The organism is Pseudorhodoferax sp. LjRoot39 (genome assembly GCF_964253035.1).
Taxonomy (GTDB): Bacteria; Pseudomonadota; Gammaproteobacteria; order Burkholderiales; family Burkholderiaceae_C; genus Pseudorhodoferax.
Map to the genome: position 1 here is coordinate 18,039 of NZ_CAXUQL020000003.1, position 17,582 is coordinate 35,620.

The 17,582-nt window shown below is 57.7% G+C and carries 22 protein-coding genes; 10 read left to right on the plus strand and 12 right to left on the minus strand.

What is annotated here, in order from left to right:
* Position 1 precedes the first annotated feature (1 nt).
* Positions 2–1,141, minus strand: coding sequence for a relaxase/mobilization nuclease domain-containing protein (locus tag ACSQ4M_RS37865; protein ID WP_436194634.1), 1,140 nt, complete (start codon positions 1,139–1,141; stop codon positions 2–4).
* On the minus strand, positions 1,138–1,518 hold the full coding sequence (locus tag ACSQ4M_RS37870) for a plasmid mobilization protein (protein WP_436194635.1): 381 nt from the start codon (positions 1,516–1,518) through the stop codon (positions 1,138–1,140). The genes ACSQ4M_RS37865 and ACSQ4M_RS37870 overlap by 4 nt, the downstream gene beginning before the upstream one ends.
* A 1,209-nt stretch (positions 1,519–2,727) precedes the next feature.
* Here ACSQ4M_RS37870 and trfA point away from each other — a divergent pair.
* From trfA to ACSQ4M_RS37895, 5 genes are all read left to right on the plus strand, one after another.
* Entirely contained in the window at positions 2,728–3,807 is a 1,080-nt protein-coding gene (gene trfA, locus ACSQ4M_RS37875; protein WP_436194636.1) for a plasmid replication initiator TrfA, read from the plus strand.
* Between the two features lie 33 nt (positions 3,808–3,840).
* Positions 3,841–4,308 carry a GIY-YIG nuclease family protein gene (locus tag ACSQ4M_RS37880; protein ID WP_436194637.1) on the plus strand — a complete coding sequence of 156 codons (468 nt, stop codon included), beginning with the start codon at positions 3,841–3,843 and terminating at the stop codon, positions 4,306–4,308.
* 409 nt (positions 4,309–4,717) lie between these two features.
* Entirely contained in the window at positions 4,718–5,989 is a 1,272-nt protein-coding gene (locus ACSQ4M_RS37885) for an N-acetylmuramoyl-L-alanine amidase (protein WP_436194638.1), read from the plus strand.
* An 8-nt stretch (positions 5,990–5,997) separates the two neighbouring features.
* On the plus strand, positions 5,998–7,128 hold the full coding sequence (locus tag ACSQ4M_RS37890) for a dockerin type I domain-containing protein (protein ID WP_436194639.1): 1,131 nt from the start codon (positions 5,998–6,000) through the stop codon (positions 7,126–7,128).
* Positions 7,129–7,143: 15 nt separating this feature from the next.
* Positions 7,144–7,788: a cohesin domain-containing protein gene (locus tag ACSQ4M_RS37895; RefSeq protein ID WP_436194640.1), complete on the plus strand. Its 645-nt coding sequence runs from the start codon at positions 7,144–7,146 to the stop codon at positions 7,786–7,788.
* A 109-nt stretch (positions 7,789–7,897) separates the two neighbouring features.
* Here the strand turns inward: ACSQ4M_RS37895 and ACSQ4M_RS37900 are convergent, their stop codons facing one another.
* From ACSQ4M_RS37900 to ACSQ4M_RS37935, 8 genes are all read right to left on the minus strand, one after another.
* A complete protein-coding gene (locus ACSQ4M_RS37900; protein WP_436194641.1) occupies positions 7,898–8,254 on the minus strand; it encodes an H-NS histone family protein in 357 nt (118 codons plus the stop codon).
* 475 nt (positions 8,255–8,729) lie between these two features.
* The gene (locus tag ACSQ4M_RS37905) at positions 8,730–8,981 is read right to left on the minus strand and encodes a hypothetical protein (RefSeq protein ID WP_436194642.1); all 252 of its coding nucleotides are present in this window, start codon (positions 8,979–8,981) and stop codon (positions 8,730–8,732) included.
* Positions 8,982–9,025: 44 nt separating this feature from the next.
* A complete protein-coding gene (locus tag ACSQ4M_RS37910; RefSeq protein ID WP_436194643.1) occupies positions 9,026–9,310 on the minus strand; it encodes a hypothetical protein in 285 nt (94 codons plus the stop codon).
* The gene (locus tag ACSQ4M_RS37915) at positions 9,303–9,965 is read right to left on the minus strand and encodes an AAA family ATPase (protein ID WP_436194644.1); all 663 of its coding nucleotides are present in this window, start codon (positions 9,963–9,965) and stop codon (positions 9,303–9,305) included. Before ACSQ4M_RS37915 ends, ACSQ4M_RS37910 begins: the two co-directional genes overlap by 8 nt.
* A 226-nt stretch (positions 9,966–10,191) precedes the next feature.
* Entirely contained in the window at positions 10,192–10,482 is a 291-nt protein-coding gene (locus ACSQ4M_RS37920) for a hypothetical protein (protein ID WP_436194645.1), read from the minus strand.
* Between the two features lie 16 nt (positions 10,483–10,498).
* On the minus strand, positions 10,499–10,753 hold the full coding sequence (locus ACSQ4M_RS37925) for a hypothetical protein (RefSeq protein WP_436194646.1): 255 nt from the start codon (positions 10,751–10,753) through the stop codon (positions 10,499–10,501).
* A gap of 233 nt (positions 10,754–10,986) precedes the next feature.
* On the minus strand, positions 10,987–11,109 hold the full coding sequence (locus tag ACSQ4M_RS37930) for a hypothetical protein (RefSeq protein ID WP_436194647.1): 123 nt from the start codon (positions 11,107–11,109) through the stop codon (positions 10,987–10,989).
* 148 nt (positions 11,110–11,257) lie between these two features.
* The gene (locus ACSQ4M_RS37935; RefSeq protein WP_436194648.1) at positions 11,258–11,449 is read right to left on the minus strand and encodes a hypothetical protein; all 192 of its coding nucleotides are present in this window, start codon (positions 11,447–11,449) and stop codon (positions 11,258–11,260) included.
* 722 nt (positions 11,450–12,171) lie between these two features.
* Between ACSQ4M_RS37935 and ACSQ4M_RS37940 the strand changes: the two genes are divergently transcribed.
* Entirely contained in the window at positions 12,172–12,654 is a 483-nt protein-coding gene (locus ACSQ4M_RS37940; RefSeq protein WP_436194649.1) for a helix-turn-helix domain-containing protein, read from the plus strand.
* 204 nt (positions 12,655–12,858) lie between these two features.
* Here the strand turns inward: ACSQ4M_RS37940 and ACSQ4M_RS37945 are convergent, their stop codons facing one another.
* Both ACSQ4M_RS37945 and ACSQ4M_RS37950 read right to left on the minus strand, forming a co-directional pair.
* Positions 12,859–13,413, minus strand: a complete 555-nt coding sequence (locus tag ACSQ4M_RS37945) for a hypothetical protein (RefSeq protein ID WP_436194650.1) — start codon at positions 13,411–13,413, stop codon at positions 12,859–12,861.
* A 120-nt stretch (positions 13,414–13,533) separates the two neighbouring features.
* Entirely contained in the window at positions 13,534–14,433 is a 900-nt protein-coding gene (locus tag ACSQ4M_RS37950; RefSeq protein ID WP_436194651.1) for an ArdC family protein, read from the minus strand.
* 534 nt (positions 14,434–14,967) lie between these two features.
* Between ACSQ4M_RS37950 and ACSQ4M_RS37955 the strand changes: the two genes are divergently transcribed.
* The 4 genes from ACSQ4M_RS37955 to ACSQ4M_RS37970 all read left to right on the plus strand — a co-directional run.
* Entirely contained in the window at positions 14,968–15,336 is a 369-nt protein-coding gene (locus tag ACSQ4M_RS37955) for a LexA family protein (protein ID WP_436194652.1), read from the plus strand.
* A gap of 1 nt (position 15,337) precedes the next feature.
* Positions 15,338–16,591, plus strand: a complete 1,254-nt coding sequence (locus tag ACSQ4M_RS37960) for a Y-family DNA polymerase (RefSeq protein WP_436194653.1) — start codon at positions 15,338–15,340, stop codon at positions 16,589–16,591.
* A gap of 154 nt (positions 16,592–16,745) precedes the next feature.
* Positions 16,746–17,039, plus strand: a complete 294-nt coding sequence (locus ACSQ4M_RS37965; RefSeq protein WP_436194654.1) for a hypothetical protein — start codon at positions 16,746–16,748, stop codon at positions 17,037–17,039.
* Positions 17,040–17,245: 206 nt separating this feature from the next.
* Positions 17,246–17,582: hypothetical protein (locus ACSQ4M_RS37970; protein ID WP_436194655.1), on the plus strand; the 337-nt coding region annotated here is incomplete at its 3' end.

Genomic DNA, 17,582 nt, shown 5'->3' on the forward strand with positions numbered 1-17,582 from the left:
TTCAGCGCTCCTGCTCTTGGTCCCGGTCTCGGGAATGATGAATCAAGTCTTGCCAATGTCCGCGCACCCAATCCACCATGGAATCGCGTGCGGTGGTGAGTACCGTGATGCTGCGCTCCAGCCAGCTGAGCCCGTCGCCATGCACAGGGTCACCGCCATTGGATCGCATCGCGTGGTTCACCTGGTGCGCAAAGCTGTCCAGCGCACTGCTTCCTTCTGGCAGCGGGGCTGCGTCCAGTACTGGAACGGGTGCCGGCGCCGGTGACTCCAACACTTCACACGCGGGTGCCGCTTCGGGCTCGACCGCCCTGCCCTGTTCCGTTGGCTCCTCCGACGGGGAGCGTGCAGCCACCCGTGCCTTCGCTTCAGCCGCGGTGGGTAACCCATCATGCTCAAGATCCACCAGGCGCTTGCGAAGATCGGCCGCCTTCACGCCCTCGAGGCGCCTAGCCAGGCTGTGGACTTCGCCAGCCTGGTCGATCAGGCAGTAATTGCGCCGGTCGCCCCGGCACAGCATGAGTCCGCTCTCGTCCAGCGCATGGGCAAAGGCCAAGCCGCTGTCAGAGCGCTGCCACAGGGCCGTGACATGGCGACCAAGCGCTTCAGGGTCAATGCCACTTTCATGGCCGCGAAACTTCTCCCAGTTCTTGGGGCGGCGACGTGGCCGCGTTCCGTCATGCCCGTGTGCCCCTTGGGTCGGCTTGTGGCCAAAGGCCTTCTCCAGGTCTCTGGCGGTCCGTTCATGGACCGCGAAGTTCTTGCTGTCGGAAACCGCGGTCATGCTGTCCGGGTCGATGCGCGACCAAACCACGTGCCGGTGGGTCCGGCCCTCTTTGTGATGCTCGACGACAAAGCGCGAGTGCCCGTCCAAGCCGAGGTTGTGTTCGAGGGCATCCACGGCCTGGTCCCATTGTTCGGGCGTTAAGACTTCATCCACCCGAGCGTTCAAATTGGCGTGGTAGAAAAAGTTCGTGCACCGCGTGCCGCTGGCCAGCGCGTCCATTTCCCGGAAGGCTTCGAGCACCGTGTCCGCGGCCAGGCCGCGGATCTCGGTGATCTCCACGCGCTCGTTTTCCGTCGTCTTGACCAGGTGCTTCGCAAAGAAACGCCAGTTGCTGCGGCTGCCGCCATTGATGATCATCGCCGCCCCCGGCCCAAGGTGGTGAGGATGGCTGCGACCACTTCGCGGTAGCCCTGGAAGGCCGAGCGGATCTCGTCGCTGGCCGGGGTCTCCCCGAAATTGATGCGTTTGGACATCTGGTGGATGTTGCTGCCGACGCGGTTCATCTCGGCTTGGAGCTTCGCAAGCGCCTGAACTTCCACGGAAGGTCGGCGGCGGGCCCTGGTCACGGCACCCAGGAGCACCCGGCTGCGCACAAAAGCGCCGACCGACTGCCCGGCCCGCTCCGCCGCTGCCTCGATCTCGGCATGCTCGGACTCGGCCAGCCGGATGGTGATGCGGTGCTGCTTTTGGCGGGTCTCGCTGCCCTGACGCGACCGTTTCGGTTCCGAATCCATCGTCGCAGCACCCATCAGAACACGAGTCCAGCGGCGTGATCCGCTGGCGCACGATGCAACCGGCGGACGGTTGCCCGTGGTGTTGGGCGCGGAAGCCCAACGCGGGGTGCAGGGGGCAAGGCCCGATGCTCGTGGGGTGCATGGGGGGCGCGACAGCCCCCCTGCCCGGATGGGGGATGCAACGGGGCAAAGCGGAGCGCATTGGCCCCTTGCCAAGCCGTGATGCGGACCGTTGCGCGAAGCGCGCGGTCTGACATCACATGGCTTGTCTCTCTGTTCATGCGGGCACGTTAGCACCCGTATGAGGCGAGCACAAGCGTCGCCGCGCAACCTGTGGATGGCACCTTACCGACGCCGGACGAGGCCAATTTTTCGGCGCGGCGCCCATCTTCTGGTGCCTCAGACGCACCGATGAAATTGAGGCGCAGGCGCTCCGAAAACGCGTTTGGGGTAGGCACGCCCTCGCCTACCCACGTTTGAGCCTGGCGCACTCTGCGCCGCTCAAACAGCCAAGACAGCAAAGAGGCGGTCTCGGCCCCCTACCCCCCATCGCGTTGGCGATTGGGCTCCCAGCAAGCTCCCTGGCCCCTGGACGAGCCTGAAATGGTGCCACGGCCGCCTCTCCTTTTTCTGAAGACTGAAATTGGGGAGGGGAGCCGCCGCGAAGCGGTGGGGAGGGGCGAAGCCCCTCCCGGGGGGTCGCCTTCGCGGCGCGAAGCGCCGGGCAGGGGGGCCGCGGGCCCCCGCGAAGTGGGGGTTTGTTTTCTGCCCCCTTTGGGGGCCCGTTATGGGGTGAGGCCGAAGGCCGAGGGGCTTTAGCCCCTGGGGGATGCCGGGTGGGACGCGCCGAAGGCGCGGGGCGTAGGCCCGCAGGGCCGGAGCGAGCCGGCGGGGGCGAAGCCCCCAAGAGGCGGTGCTCGTCGAGAAAACTTCCGACTTATCCACACCCCTCGGAGTTTGTTAAATAAGTTAGAGATGAGTTACGCAAAAAACGCCGATCTGTAACCCCATGATTTACAAAGACAAATAGAGCATCTATCCACAATTCTGGTGTGTAAAAACACGAAATTCGGTGTGTAAAAACACGAAGTTTGGTGTGTAAAAACACGAAGATCATTTGCCGCGTCTGGTCAAGTTATCCACAGACGATGCGGTGGGTGAAAACACGAATCTGTTGACACGGTGGGTGAAAACACGAACACTCGCTAAATGGTGGGTGATAACACGAATCCTCAGCCCGTGGTGGGTGATAACACGAAGGAAAGGGAGCAGCGCTCCCCTCTTCTGCCGATCCGCCACCAGGCAGATTTCTTCGTGTGCGACGTGTTCGATGCGGCGGTCAAGGGCGATGCGGCATCGATGGAGCACCCCATCTTCTCGCTGTCGAAGAAGCCCGACATGAAGCCCCGCCGTTACGAGAACGGGTCGAGTTGGGTGGAGGTTCGGCCTGGCTTCAAGGGCCTCGCCACGGTGTTTGATCGGGACATCCTGATCTACTGCATCAGCCAGCTTATGGCGGCGCTCAACGACAACCGCACGGTGTCGCGCAAGCTGCGGCTGCGTGCCCATGACCTGCTGATTGCAACCAACCGCGATACCAGCGGGCGCGGTTACCTGCAGCTGCGCGAGGCCTTCGAGCGCCTGCAGAGCACCCAGATCGTCACCAACATCGTCACTGGCGGCAAAGAAACCTTCGACGTTTTCAGCCTGATCGATCGCGCGCGGATCGTGCGCGAGACCCGGGAAGGTCGGATGCAGGAGGTCGAAATCGACCTCTCCGAATGGGTCTTCCAGGCGGTGGAGGCACAGGAAGTTCTGACGCTGGATCGCCGCTACTTCCAGTTGGCCAAACCCTTGGAGCGCAGGCTGTACGAGCTGGCGCGCAAGCATGTGGGTCAGCAAGCATCGTTCAAGATCGGCTTGGAAAAGCTGCGCCTCAAGTGCGGCGCGCAGTCCACCTTGAAGGAGTTCCGCCGGTTGTTGCAATCGATCATCGACGATGACGCGGAGCACAACCACATGCCGGGTTACCGAATCCTTCTCGATGGGGATATGGTCGAAATGCGGGGCAAGCCCGGCAACGAGACGACCCCCCCCCCCTCGATTTATCGCCTGCAGGAAGAGACGTACGCCCAGGCTCGTGAACTTGCACCGGGGTGGGATGTACATGCCCTGGAATCAGAATGGCGCAGCTGGTGTGACAAGAAGAAGATCAGGCCTGGTTGGGCGGATCGCCATTTCATGGCGTTCTGCAAGCGCCGTGGCAAGTACCCGGGATTCAAAGTCTAAGATCGGCTAATACTTGATTCTTTGTTAGCTACGATGGCGATGACCTTTCTTGAGTACGCAGCAGCAATGGTTGGCTGCTACTCTGCGCTCCCGCTGCATGAGCGTGAAAGTCTCCATGCATGGGAAGATAAATATGTTGATGGCTCTGGAATTTGCAGCACATCAGACTGGCCAGGCTGGGAAAAGTACATCGGCAAACTTGAACTCCCAGAGCGACGCAGCAAGGGGACTTTCGGCTATGTCTATTTGATTCAGTCAGAATCTGGCCACTGCAAAATCGGCTCTTCACTGTCGGTTCCGAAAAGGATTCGTCAGTTGCAATGCGCAAATCCAGGGCCGCTTATTCTTCTTCATCAGTTTCCATCAGCGAGCGCACAACAAGATGAATTTGCACTGCACAAGAAATTTTATCGCAAGCGCATTCGCAATGAATGGTTTGCCTTGGATGACTTGGAGATTGCCAGTATTTGTTCTATGACGGCATCGACGAACGCGTCTTAATCCGCGTGTGGCAAAGCTGCGCTTGCCGCGCAAGCGCAGCGCCTGGCCCAGCACAGTTCTCGTGCCACTAGCCCCGGGTTGCAGCACTGGCGTTGATGTCGATGGGGAATCAAATGCTTGCAGACTATGTCTATGCATGTATGCATGCATTCATGCAATCTACTCAAGACTAAAATCTTGGAAAGCAGCAAATTATCTGCACGGCTTGCATCAGAAAAGATACGCGGGCTAGTAGCACAGTATGCGTATAAAGTGCATCATCAAAACTGATGAAAGGTTAACCAGAGAGATAGGGGAAAACGCTATTAGACGACGCCAGCCGCCATGTCATCTAATGTTGCAGCGCACACAACAGCGCAAACCAAGATATTTCCGCTGCATAAATTTAAGTTTGCCAAGGGGAATCGCTATGCATCGTTATAAACGTTTACTCGCAATGACGCATCCCATTACCCGCTCAAAATGCATAGTCGCACTTTTATTGATGCTTGCAGTAGGTGGCGCAACGGCTAAAGAAACGACACTCGGATTTGATGGCGTCACTGAACTCGTTTCCAATCCAAAAATAGAGGGTGTCACCTTTTCGGGTGCGACGGTATTAGCATGCGGCGGCGCGCTCAATTGCGGCCAGTTCCCTCCAGCATCCGGAAGTAACATCCTTTACGACACTTCTGGGGGAAGTGGCGTCATTACCGTTACGTTTGACAAGACCGTGAAAGCAGTGACCAAGGTGTCAGCGAAAATAACTGGCAATCGTGCAATCACCATGGCCGCGTTCGATGTGGATGGGAATTTACTAAAATCAATGACCACCGGTGGGCCAAATTATATTGGTGCTGGAACGGGCATATCTCCCAATACTCTTCTTAGCATTGCCTTGGACCCCGGGTCCAAAAAAATTAGCAAGGTTACTTTCAGGGACTCGGGAAATACTTTCACCATAGACGACTTTTCTTTTACTTATGATCCGGCGACTTATATCATTGACGCAGGGCATGGCAAGCTGCTGGATGAGAACAATGTCCGCAGATATCAAAGACCAGCTACCCCGACTTATAACCTAAGAGAGGACAATCTTACGCTGCTATTCGCTGGAATCATTCGGGACAAGCTCAAAAAGGACGGCCTCTCTTATCTTGAAACAAGAACCGGAGAAAATGCTCCGTGGAATGAGCGCTGCGGCAAATATGACGCAAAGAATGACCAGATATATTACCCACAGCCAGACTATAAAGAAGGCACAAACGGATGCGGTAGCGACCTTCGCAATCGCATGAGAATTTTTGACAAGCTTGAGACCAAAGAGAAGAATGGTGCGGTTTTTATATCTCTGCACACCAATGGTGGCAGCGGTCGATTAATCAAAGGAAGAACCCAAGCTTATTGGTGTCAAAAAGATTCAGATAAGCTGTCGATCAAAGTGCGTAACGCAATTCAAGGTGTGGTGCCACCCCTGTTCACCGGAAACGGCTTGATCGAGAAGAATTGCGATCTAATCGTTCTAGCCGCGACTGAAGAGTTCAATGCGCCAGGGACACTGGCAGAGATTTTGTATCATCTTGATGCGTCGCTTGGAAATACGGATGATGAAAAAATACTCAACGATGCAGGAAAAAGGCAGCAAATTGGCGAAGCCATAGCGAAAGCACTCGTTGAGTTCTCAGATGAAAAGAATAAGTAGAGGAAAAAATGAAAAATTCATCAAACCTCATCAAAGCCGCATTCATTCTGGCAACATCTTTGCTGGCAGCTTTCCCCGCAATATCAATCGCTTCTCCCGAAACGGAAGAAGGTTTCCTTTCGCCCCCTATGTCGGCATCTCCCGTGGCGGCTCCGAATGGGGGGAAAATTCTCTTTGTATCAAATGCTACTGGTCGAAAAACAATTTGGTCAGCAAATCGCGACGGTTCGGACGCAAAGCCACTGATCAACTGGCCAGAGAGCATTCAAAAAGATCCTGACTGGTCTCCCGATGGTAGAAAAATCGTTTTTTCTTCCAACCGAGGGGGGACTTACAACATATGGTCTGCAAACCCTGATGGTGGCGGGTTGATGCAAATTACAGCCAACGTAGAAGACAACGAATATCCGCGATATTCTCCCAATGGAGAAAAACTAATTTTTACTTCAGACAGGACTGGTAAGCGTGAAATCTGGATCATGAATCCGGATGGAAGCGAAGCGCGTGCTGTTGGCCTTCAGTCGATTCTCGTAAGTGATCCGACCTGGTCGCCCAACGGCAGAGAAATCGCTTTTGTCGGTTGCACGCGACCGCCTGACGGCGGCTCGATTAATGAGACGGTTTGCAACCTCTTTGCCACCACCCTTGATGCCGGCTCGACAAGACAACTAACCACAGGAAAATTCTTAGATTGGAATCCTGACTGGGGTCCAAACGGAATTGTCTTTTCTTCATCGCGAACAGGCGGCCAGAGGCTTTGGGTAGTCAATGGAAATGGATCGGGTCTGAGCCAGTTGAATTTGGCCACACGGGGATCAGATGAATACCCACGCTGGGATAGGCAAACGGGAAGAATCCTATTTTCCAGCGAGGATAGAGATAACAACATCTGGAGCACCGACATTTCCGGTGGAAAAGTCCAGATCACCCGGATTGCGAATAAAACGAACGGTGGTGATGTCAATGCAGATGGATCTATAAGCTGCCTTGACCTTGCCTTGATACGCTCTAGCTTCGGGAGAAAAGCAGGACAGGCCGGCTATGATCTGCGTGCCGATTTGAATCAAGACGGTATTGTTGACGCAAGGGACTTGGGCGTCGCTTCGAAGCGCCTTCCGTCTGGTTCCAGCTGCAAATAATTTATAGGAACGACCATGACTTTCAAAAAACTCATAGCCGCAACATTAGTGGCATTGACTTTGTTGCCCGTTCAAATGGTGAATGCCGCTCCTGTACTGAGTGTTGAGCCGTCAATCAGTTCGATTGGAGTAGGTAATAGTTTCCAGGTCGGCATCAGAATATCGGATATTGTCGACCTGTATACATTCAATTTCTCGGTCTTGTTCGATGCTTCAAGGCTGGAAGCTACGGATCAATCAGAAGGGGGGTTTTTGGCAAGCGCCGGATCCACTTTCTTTATCCCCGGTTTAATCGATAATTCGTTAGGGATTGTAAGCTTCGTTGGAAACTCGCTGTTGGGTGCAGCTGGGGGAGCAAATGGATCGGGGGTTCTCGTTGAAATGACATTCAAGAGCATCATGGCTGGTTCATCAGCCATTGATCTTGCAGATGTTCTCTTGCTTGACTCGCAATTTATAGATATTTCGGCCGGCACTAGAGGCGCAACTGCTACGGCGTCGGCTGGATTGGTACCTGAACCTCCAACGATAATACTGTTTGGCCTTGCTCTTGCTGCCATAATCGGACGACGTGGATTGCGAAGCACAAAAATGTCCACGGCTCGCTACGCACTTGATGAAGTGAATACAAATTGCGTGGGAAATCTGCGCGTATCATAAACCACGCCGCTATTCTTTGGCTAAGGCTTGCAGGGGCCTCGCCGAGCCGTCGTTTGGCGCATTAAAGCCGCCGGAAGGTCTTCCACACCTCGCCGGCCCTGGATCGCCTTCAGGCGATCAGATAGTCATTTCGGTCTTTGCCTGCGAGCCAGCGCGGCGGCTTTCCTCGGCCGCTCCAGGTTGCACCCGTCGCATTGTCTCTGTATTTCGCGGCGACGGGGCCAGAGGCCTTTCTCTGACGTCCGAAGACATCGTCGGCAGTCAGGCCGAATTCGGTCACGAGCGCACGCACTTTTTCCAATGCTTCGCCGTTTTCGCGTTGTCGCAGCTCTTCAATCAGGCGATCGAGTTCGGCGCGCTGTTTCAGCAGATCTTTGTATTGGCTCATAAGGTCGGGATGGTCGAAATAGATATTAAACCATGAGCGCGGCTGTGATTGAGCCTGGCCTCTCCCCTGCTCTTGCATGAATGAAGTCCGATCACGATCGCTTTGCGCCGCCCCATCAGTAACGGGTTTCGGCTCCCCCATGCCCGGTCCCCCAAAAGACCTATGACTGCGGCGCTTGATGCGCAAAGCCAGGCGTGATTTCCTTGCCTTCAACATGGAGGCCACATAAAAGGAGAACACTATGTCCAAACCAACGCACCGCGCTTTTATCGTCGAGAACGCACCCGAAGGCAGTGACCGAAAAGCCTTGCTGGGATGACGAAATAGGAATAGTCTGGCCGCACGGGAACGGCGGTGGCTTCGATGTAGTTATCCCAGCAGGCCTCTCCGTCGCGGGCCGTTTGGTCTGCATGCCGCTCAAAGATGGCGATGAAACCGACCAGGGCTAATTGCCTGCCCCTGGTGCCGGGCCTCCCAGCACCAGTTTCTGCCCGTGCAAGACAACGTTTCCCATGAAACAAGCCGATTCGTATCTGGTAGCTACCAATTAAGTCTAGGGCGATAGGTTGTCCTTGTCGTCGACCGGCAATAGCGGCACAGCCCGCAGTTCGACAAACTGGTCCGACGGGATGGCCTGCCAGAGGACGTAGGTCTCTTTCATGGATGCCTTTTCGCCTGGGCTGATGACCATGGCGGCCATGGTTGCCCTGGGGACGACTTGTCCGTCTGGCAATAGACGCTTAAGTTCTTCCGGCTTTTTTAGCGCCGCGTGGATGCTTTTACGCCCTTTGGCTTTGTAGATCATGGACGCAAGGCTGCGTAATGCGCAGCATTGCACCCGAGTGATCACTACTTTCTCTGCAGAGATGGCATGTTTGCATGCAAACATTCAACGACATACGCGCTGATGCTTTGGTCACGCTCGGCCGCCGCGATCTTGACTGCCCTGGCCAGCTCGGCCGGCACACGGATCTGAAACGGCACGTGGTTGACCTTCTCAGCCTTTTTTCTGCGTACCGGAGCCGGGTCAACAGCCGCTGGCTTAGGGGCGGCACTGCGCGCCGGTGTTGCGGCCGCAGGCGTGATCTGCGGCACGTTCATCGTCTCAAGGGTCAAGGGAACTGCTTTAGCCATGGCGCTTCTTTCCTGCAGTCGATGTTTTTTCCATGTTTGCATGCAAACATGCTTTTATATGCTTCCAAAGTGTTGCGGTTTCAATGGCCGCCGGCCCTTTCGGTGCCAGCTCCAAAGCCGTTCTCCCGTCGGTCATCGCTGCGGCGTAATGCACTCGGTCGGAAATGAAAGTTTCGGCGATGGGGCCGTGATGCGACAGTGCTGCAGCTGCCTGCGCGGTGATGCTGGCGTTTGACTTTGCCTGCGTGAGCACGAAAAGGAACGGGATGTTGGCTTGCTTCAACAGGCCAACGGTAGCTGCTGCGGCCCACAGATCCGAGGGGCTGGGGCGGATGGGCACCAGAACCAGATCAGCCAGACGAAACACGTCTGCGTTTTCATCGGTTCGCGTTGGTGCCGTGTCGATGAAGCAATAGGTGGCTTTGCGAGCACGCAGGGCCTCTATGCCTTGCGCAAGGTTGGCCAGAGGCACCTCTGCACGCTGCGGAAGCTCCGCAGCGCGATGCTCGTGCCAGGTGCTGAGGGTGCCTTGGGGATCGGTATCGATCAGGAATACCGGGCCGTCCCCTGCCCTCTCAGCCTCGACAGCCAAATGGGCACACAGCGTAGTCTTCCCACTGCCGCCCTTCTGCGAGTTGATCACGATGGTGCGCATGGTCCCTGCCTTGGTTGTTAGTTCGGATCTTACCATGCATGGAACCATGCATCTATGCAAGCATGTTTGCATGCAAACATGCTTGCATGTGAATTATTGTTTGTCACCAGTTGCGCATTGGCCAAGGTGCCACACGGCCGGAGGCAGCACAGGAAAATGGTTCGAAGCGGTGAGATTGGGCAGGCTAAACAGCGTGATGCCGCCCACCTGCTGGGAACGATTCAGTTCAGCGACCGCGCAAACCCCAGAGACTTCGTGCCAGCGGAACGACACCGGCGCCGCATGCATAGCCCGCGAAAAAAGCCACGATCCAAGCCAGCCAGCGATACACCCCGAAAAACGATTGCTCAATCTCGGCAAGGATGTAGGCCAGCCACGCGGCGGATAGCACGCCGCCTAGCAGCCCAGCGATGACACCAGCGCGCGGTCTGGTGTAAACGTGCAGCCCAGCCATCGCCATGCCAACCAACGCGGCCAGGTGTCCGAGGGTCCAAAACCACGGAAGTGAGATCGTCACGAGGGGCGCCAGTGCCTCAATGCGCGCTGAGGTCGCGCGTCTGCACGGCCAGATCCAGCAGCTTGCCTTTCTTGGCGTAGTACCGCGCCAGGCGCCATTCGCCGAGAAGTTCGACGGCCAGCTCGAATTCATCGAGCTTCAGCGCGTACAGGCGCTCAAGCGTGAAGGGCGCTTCCGATTCCAACGCGATGACCAGATCGGCCAGGGTGACCGCGCCCTCGGACCGCGGGTTGTCTTCGATCAGTTTTCGGGTGTGCTTGAGAGCGGTCATGGCCGAGTTCCTGAGTAGAGGAACTGCGCATTCTGCGCGCCTCATGGTGCACCGCAACAGAGAATTTGGCGCCCGGGTTTCGCTCCGGGCGAGCGGGAGTTGCCTGATCTCCTACAGCCCACACTACCTAGTGGACAGGGGGCCATGACGCCCAGCACCGCAAACGGTAGCGGCTCCAAATGACGGTCTGGCGGCGATGCCCTTACACGCTTTGGGTGTCCATTCAGCGGTGCTCAGCGCCGCCATGGCCAAGCCAGTAGCAGGCAGAGCAGGAAAGCACTCCCGACGGGATGCTGGTCCAGAAAGGGCACCAGCATCATGGTGACGATGGCGAAGGTGTTGGCGTCGAATTTCATGCCTCCATTGCACTGTCACGACCTTGCCGGTTACCACCCATTTTTCCCAAATGGAGCGAACACGCGACGGCCGTGATCGGCCCGCTCTGGGGCGCGCCCAGACGAAAAAAAAGCCCGCCGAAGCGGGCTTGAGGTGTGGGAGGGCGTGTTAGACGATCAGGTCCTTGACCTGGCTCAGCAGGGCCGCGAAGCCGGTGGCCAGCAGGGCCACGTCGGCAGCGGCAGTGCGCAGCGGGGTATAGATGTTGGCCTTCACGTAGACCACATGGCCTGCGATCAGGTGGGCGGCTGCGCCAACGATGGCGAAAGCGACGGCGATGGGGTGCGGCTTCGTGTTCATGATGGCGTTCCTTTCAGATGTTGGTACAACTTCGCTTCGGCGGACCGGACCTTCCGGCCTGTCTTCGTTGAGTCGTTTTGTTTGCGTCTCATCGATGAGTTGAATTGTGGAAGTCGCGTTCTGAAAGAAAAACCGGCCTCCGAGCAAAGTATCGTTTCCGCAAACTGAACAAAGCGTTCCTTTTCCGACAGTTGTTCAGCTCCACCACTCCCGCCACAATCTTCGCCCCCTACCGACCGCCCCTTCCTCTAGGGAGTCATTCCACAGTCGGTTCCGCCGATTTGGCATGTGCCGCACAAGGGCAGGTCGGCTGCCTGTCCTCGGCAGGCTTTAGGCTTGCAAGCCTATGATTGGTTCTTTGCATGTTTGCATGTTTGCATGTTTACATGTTTGCATGCGAACATGTAAGCATGCTTTTTTACCAGCATCCCCAGTTGGGTGGCTGCAAAAATGTTGACCGCGTGGGAAGCCACTTCGGGCGCCCCCGGAGGGCGTGAGAGGCGCCCGGGGAGGGCTACTTCGCCCGGCCCGGGGGAGGCTACTACGCCTCCCAAAGAAGACGCTCCATGGCGTAGCAGACTCATCGCAACGCAGAGTCTACGCAGCAGACGCAGTAAATACCTCGGGGGGTGGTCTCTATGCCTCCCCCCTCAACGGGGCGACCCTTGCCCCGCTATTGGCCCGCGGCAATACTTCAGTCATCGAACGCAATGGAGCCGCACATGGCAGTCCCCAACGAAAAACCAAAAGAGGCGACCACCGACAAGAAGGTGGCCGCGAAATGGTCCAAGCCCTTGGCCCAGTCCGGCTGGACCTCGTTCCCCAACGTCATCTTTGAGCGTCAACAGGCGCTGCAGCTGACGCCGCTGGACATCAACATCCTGCTGCACCTGGCTGGCAACTGGTGGACGCCTGGTAGCAATCCCTACCGCTCGAAGAAATCGCTCGGCCTGGCCATTGGCGTGCATCCGCGCACGATCCAAAAACGGATCGAGGAGATGGAACGTTGGGGGTACATCAAGCGGATCTACCGCAAGGCCAGCGTGGGCGACAACTTGCCCAACGAGTACGACCTGTCAGGCCTCATCGAAAAGGCAACGCCATTCGCAGAAGAAAAACTGGCGCAACGGGCGCAACAGCAGGCCGAGAAGAACGCGGCCATCACCCGCAAGAAACCGCTCGCGTTGGTTCCCGGGGGGAAGTGAAAAGGCGAAACCCGCCAGGTGGTGGAACACCAAAGCGGGTTTCTTGTGCAACTGGTCCTGTGCAGGGACATCGAAGGAAAGGAGAGCTTTCAAATGCGCCACATGCGGAAGCACATCAGGAGGGCCCATGCCCCGTCAGGCATTGCGACCTGACGGGGCCATCATAGGACACCACAAGGGAGGCTGTATGCCTCCCTTGCCGTTTCAGGCAGTGCCGGATTGGCCAAACTCAAAGCGTGCGGCGCGCGCGGCAGCCAACGCGGTGCCAATGGCGTACGCCGAAGACCCGCTCAAGGGATAGCCGTCATCGCGTTCGTGCGCCACCGGCTTCAAGGTGAAGGCGCCCCATTCTTCGGACACCAGCCAGATTTCGCGGCTGCAGCGTCGACCTTCGCCGAACTCCCAGCCATCTGTAACTTCTCGGTCGGTGTCATCGCTGGCGAACATGGTGATCTTGTAGCTGCTCTTGTCTTTGTGCATGCCTGGCTCGCCAGAGAGGAGAAGAACTCGCTTTTTCGATGCGTCGGCAAGCAGGCGGCATTTGTGCAGCTCTTCTTGCGAGGCCGCCGCGCCCTTCACCTCGATCCAGCAATCCCAGTCTCTGACCCAGAAATCAGGGAGGTACTTGGTGCCATTGAGATCGAAGCCTTCGGTTTCGTAGGTCCAGTCGGCATCGAGCGCGTCGAGAAAAACGGCCCACCGCGCTTCGACGCGCGAGCGGAAGCGGTAGCCCTTGTAGGTGGTCGGGATGGCTTGCATGGGCAATTCGTAGATCTCGGTCCGTGAAGCATAGGCGGCTCGCAGAGCGAGACGCCGGCATCCCAGCCAGGAGGCCCGAGGTCTGCGGCGTCGGGGGCCATCCCCCGATGTTCGAAACCATCAACCCGCCTGCAGGCTCTGCAGGAAATCCGCGGCGCGCTGGGCATGGGCAGCGGCCGTGAAGATAGCGCGGCGGTCCTGCTTGAGCACCTGCAGCCAGTGCGCCAGGTAGGCGGCATGGTCTTCACGCACCTCGAGCGCGATGCCCAAATCGGCACAGAGAAACGCGGCACCCATTTCGGCCACCAGCTCCTCGAACGCGTAGGCCTCATCCCCGAAGCGTTTGCCAAAGGTGCGGGCTTCCCGCGATTCGTGGCCAGTCCAGTGGATCAGCTCATGCGCTTTGGTGGCGGCGTAGCTTTCGGGGTCACGGAACGCGCCGGGCTCGGGCAGCTGGATGAGATCGGCCGCCGGCGAGAAGAACGCGTGTCCACCCCCATGGCGAACAACGGCACCGGTCTTCGCAAAGAAGATCTCGGCGGCGTCGATCAACGGCATGGCAGGCAGAGCAGGGGAGGGGGTCAGCTGGTAACGCGCAGGCAGGCCATCAATCTGGTCTGCGTTGAATACCGTGTAGCCCTTCATGAAGGCAATGGCGCGTTCTGCTTCCTCGCCTTGGGCGTTGGTTTCGGTCTTGGTGTAGCGGTCGGCATAGACCACGGAGGAGCCGGATTCGCCCTTGCGCACCTGGCCACCGAACTCCTGGGCCTGTTTGTAGGTCATCCAGGTCGGCGAACGAAACCCTTTGTCGATCGCATCGCTCCACAGCAGCACGACATTGATGCCGCGATACGGCGTGCCGTTGTGCCGCAGGGGACGGCCCATCGGGTCGGGGTTGCCGCTGACGGTCCACGGGCGCATCCAGGTGCGCACACCGCGTTCCAGATCGGCCACGATCTTGTCGGTCACGCGGGCATACACATCGGTCTTGGGAGCCTGGGTCTTGCTGCTTGCTTTCACGGTTTTCTCCTTAGGGCTAGGGGTGCAAATGGCTGCACCCCGTGCCCCTCGGCGAGAGCGGGGCTAGCAACGGGCAAGGGCAGGGCGCCGGAGGGGGATCACCCGGCCTGCACGACTGCAAGGAGGAAGGTTGGGGAGACCGGCGAACTGGCGCGACAGCGCTTTACCCTCGACCGGCGCGAGGGGAGACCCCTTAGCCATTGAAGAGCGCTGCAGGCGAAGCCGGAAGACGCAGAGACAGCGGGGAGGGCGCGCAAGCGTCTTCTCCGCCATGCTGTGTTCGCGCAAAGGATCGTGACCGTATGGCTGAGACCGCCAGGGCTCAGGGCGCGAAGCGCGTAGAGCTTGGTCTTTGGGCGGAACGCCGAAAGATGCGCCCAGTTTTCTGCCTCATAGCTCGATTACAAACCTACATGTTTGCATGCATGCATCAATACATGCATTTATACGCCGCCGTTAGCGCATGTATAAAATCACAGTACCCATTCCCGAAATCGTATTGCTTCGGGTGCGCGTTCCTGCTTATGTCCTTCCATGACCAGCTATCAAGGCGACAAGACCACGGGCTTTCAGAGCCCGGCGCAGGACTATGTCCAGCCGGTCATCGACCTGGCTGAGCGTTTGAATCTGCGCCGGCCGGGCATCTACCCGGTGCGCGTCGTGGGCCAGGCCCTGGCCGAGCGCGGCATCCGCCACGGCGATGTGCTGGTGGCCAATGCCGCAGCCGATCCGACGGCAGGGAAGGTGTGTGTGGCCTTCATCAATTCCGATGTCATCCTGGCAACCCTGAGCTTCAAGGAAGACACGTGGTGGCTGCGGCCGACGCGCAGCGAACCCGTTGCGGTCGCCGAGGACATCGAGATCTGGGCCATCGTCGAGGCGCTGGTGCGGTTTCAGGTGTGAAATGCTGGCCCTGATCGACGGCAACAGCTTCTACTGCTCCTGCGAACGCGCCTTCGATCCGTCCTTGCGGCACCGTCCGGTGGTGGTGCTCTCCAACAACGATGGATGCGCGATTGCCCGCACGCAGGAAGCCAAAGATCTCGGCCTCAAGATGGGCGAGCCCTGGCACCTGGCACGCCACAAGCCGGAGTTCCGCGACGTGGTGTGGAAGTCCTCGAACTACGCGTTGTATGGCGACATGAGCCGGCGCATGTTCGAGGTGCTGCACGACTTCGTGCCCAGCGTCGAGCCCTATTCCATCGATGAGATGTTCCTCGACCTGGTCGGCCTGCAAGGCGACCTGGCTGAACTCAGCGCCCGCATCCGCGCGACGGTGCGGCGCGTGGCCAAGATTCCGACTTGCGTGGGGATCGGTCCAACAAAGACCATCGCCAAGATGGCCAACCGCGTGGCCAAGGCGGATCGCGATGGTCCGGGAATCTGCGACCTGTCGACGGCGGCCGCGCGCGCAGAGGCCTACAAAACGCTGCCCACGTCGCTGGTGTGGGGCCTGGGGCCGGCAGCACAGGCGAAGCTCAAAGGCGCCGGTATCAACACGGTGGCCGAGCTGGTGGCGTTCCCTGCAGACGAGATGCGCAAACTGCTGACGGTGACCGGCCTGCGCACGCAAAGCGAGCTGCAGGGCATCGCCTGCATGCCGTTCGCGCTGGTGCCGGCCACGAAGAAATCGCTGGCCGTCACGCGCTCGTTCGGCCGAGCGATCATCGAGTGGGACGAGATGCGCGAGGCTGTGGCCAGCTACACCGCGCGCGCGGCAGAAAAACTGCGCAGCCACGGCCTGGTGGCTTCTGCGGTGCAGGTGTTCATGCACACCAACCGCTTCAACGGCGACCCGCCCTATGCCAACCAGGCAACGGTGTCGTTGGAGCCCAGTGCGGACAGCTTCGCGCTGATCGGAACCACGGTGAAAGTCGCGCACAGCATGTGGCGCGATGGGTTTCGCTACGCCAAGGCGGGGGTGGTGTTCATCGATCTATGCCGCGCAGCGGAGATGCCAGCGCAGTTCTTCCCCACCCGCGATCCGGTGCGGTCTGCAGCCTTGATGCACACGCTAGACACCTTGAATCGCCGCTTTGGCCGCGACACCTTGCGACCAGGCGGCACCGGCGCTACGCCTGACTGGTCGATGCGCCGCGCCAACGTATCGCCAGCCTACACCACCGAGTTCAAGGATCTGTTGAACGCTCGTGCATGATTACATGTTTGCATGCAATTTTTCGCTACATCCTCTCCGCGTTGGCGTCGCTTCAGCGTTGTCCCCCGAAAAGCAATCTTGTGAATTAATCTGATGGACGAAGGACTTGACGCATACATTGGCTTGCCGGACGATCTTGTTCATCGGAGGACATATGAAATTTGTGCGAGCGTCGATTTTCATTGCTGCGGTAGTGGCATTGCCTGCGTCAGCAGCCGATTGGCTTCTAGCCAAGAACCCGCAAAACATGAATTGCTATGTCGTACCCGCCGACGGATTTCGAGAAATTTCCTCAAAAATCATCGGCCGTTTTCCTAACCAGAAAGCGGCTTGTGAAGCTGCCGCCAAAGCTTATGATGGCGGATCAGATGTTCAAGAAAACAAATGCCAAGCGTATAACCCAAACTCGACATCGGAGTGCAAGCGACTTGGAGTGGAACTTAAATGATCTCCTCGCGAACCATATGCCAATTCATTTGTTTGCTTGTTCTATTTTCATTCCAAAATCCACCTGCTTGGGCACAGTGCCCTAGTTGCAGCCCACCAACCATACCGAACTGCAAAGTTGATAGAGAGACGACCTTCTGGGTGAAAGGTTGCGTTGCCTCTGCTACTGCTCCCTGGGAGGGATTTGGTGGGCCCTCACGAACCGGAATGTGTATCGCCACAGTTCCTCCCGCTTGGATGTTGGTCGATTGGCGAATCGATTTTGATTACGACAATAACGGCTCATATAACATTACCAAGGTAGCATCTGGCACTGAATTTGAGTATAAAAAAATTATCGATGAAGCTTATGAAACGGCAACAGATCTGTCAGCAAAGATAGCCGACGACAAAAAGAAAAAGGAAGCGGAGGCCAAGATCAGCTCCGATTACAAAAATCACCTTGAATTATTCGAGCGCCTGAAAACCAACAAGGATACAGTAAGAGTTGAGGTATCCGCGACACCCCATGGAAGCCCAGTTGACAGAAAACGTGGCTGGAAGG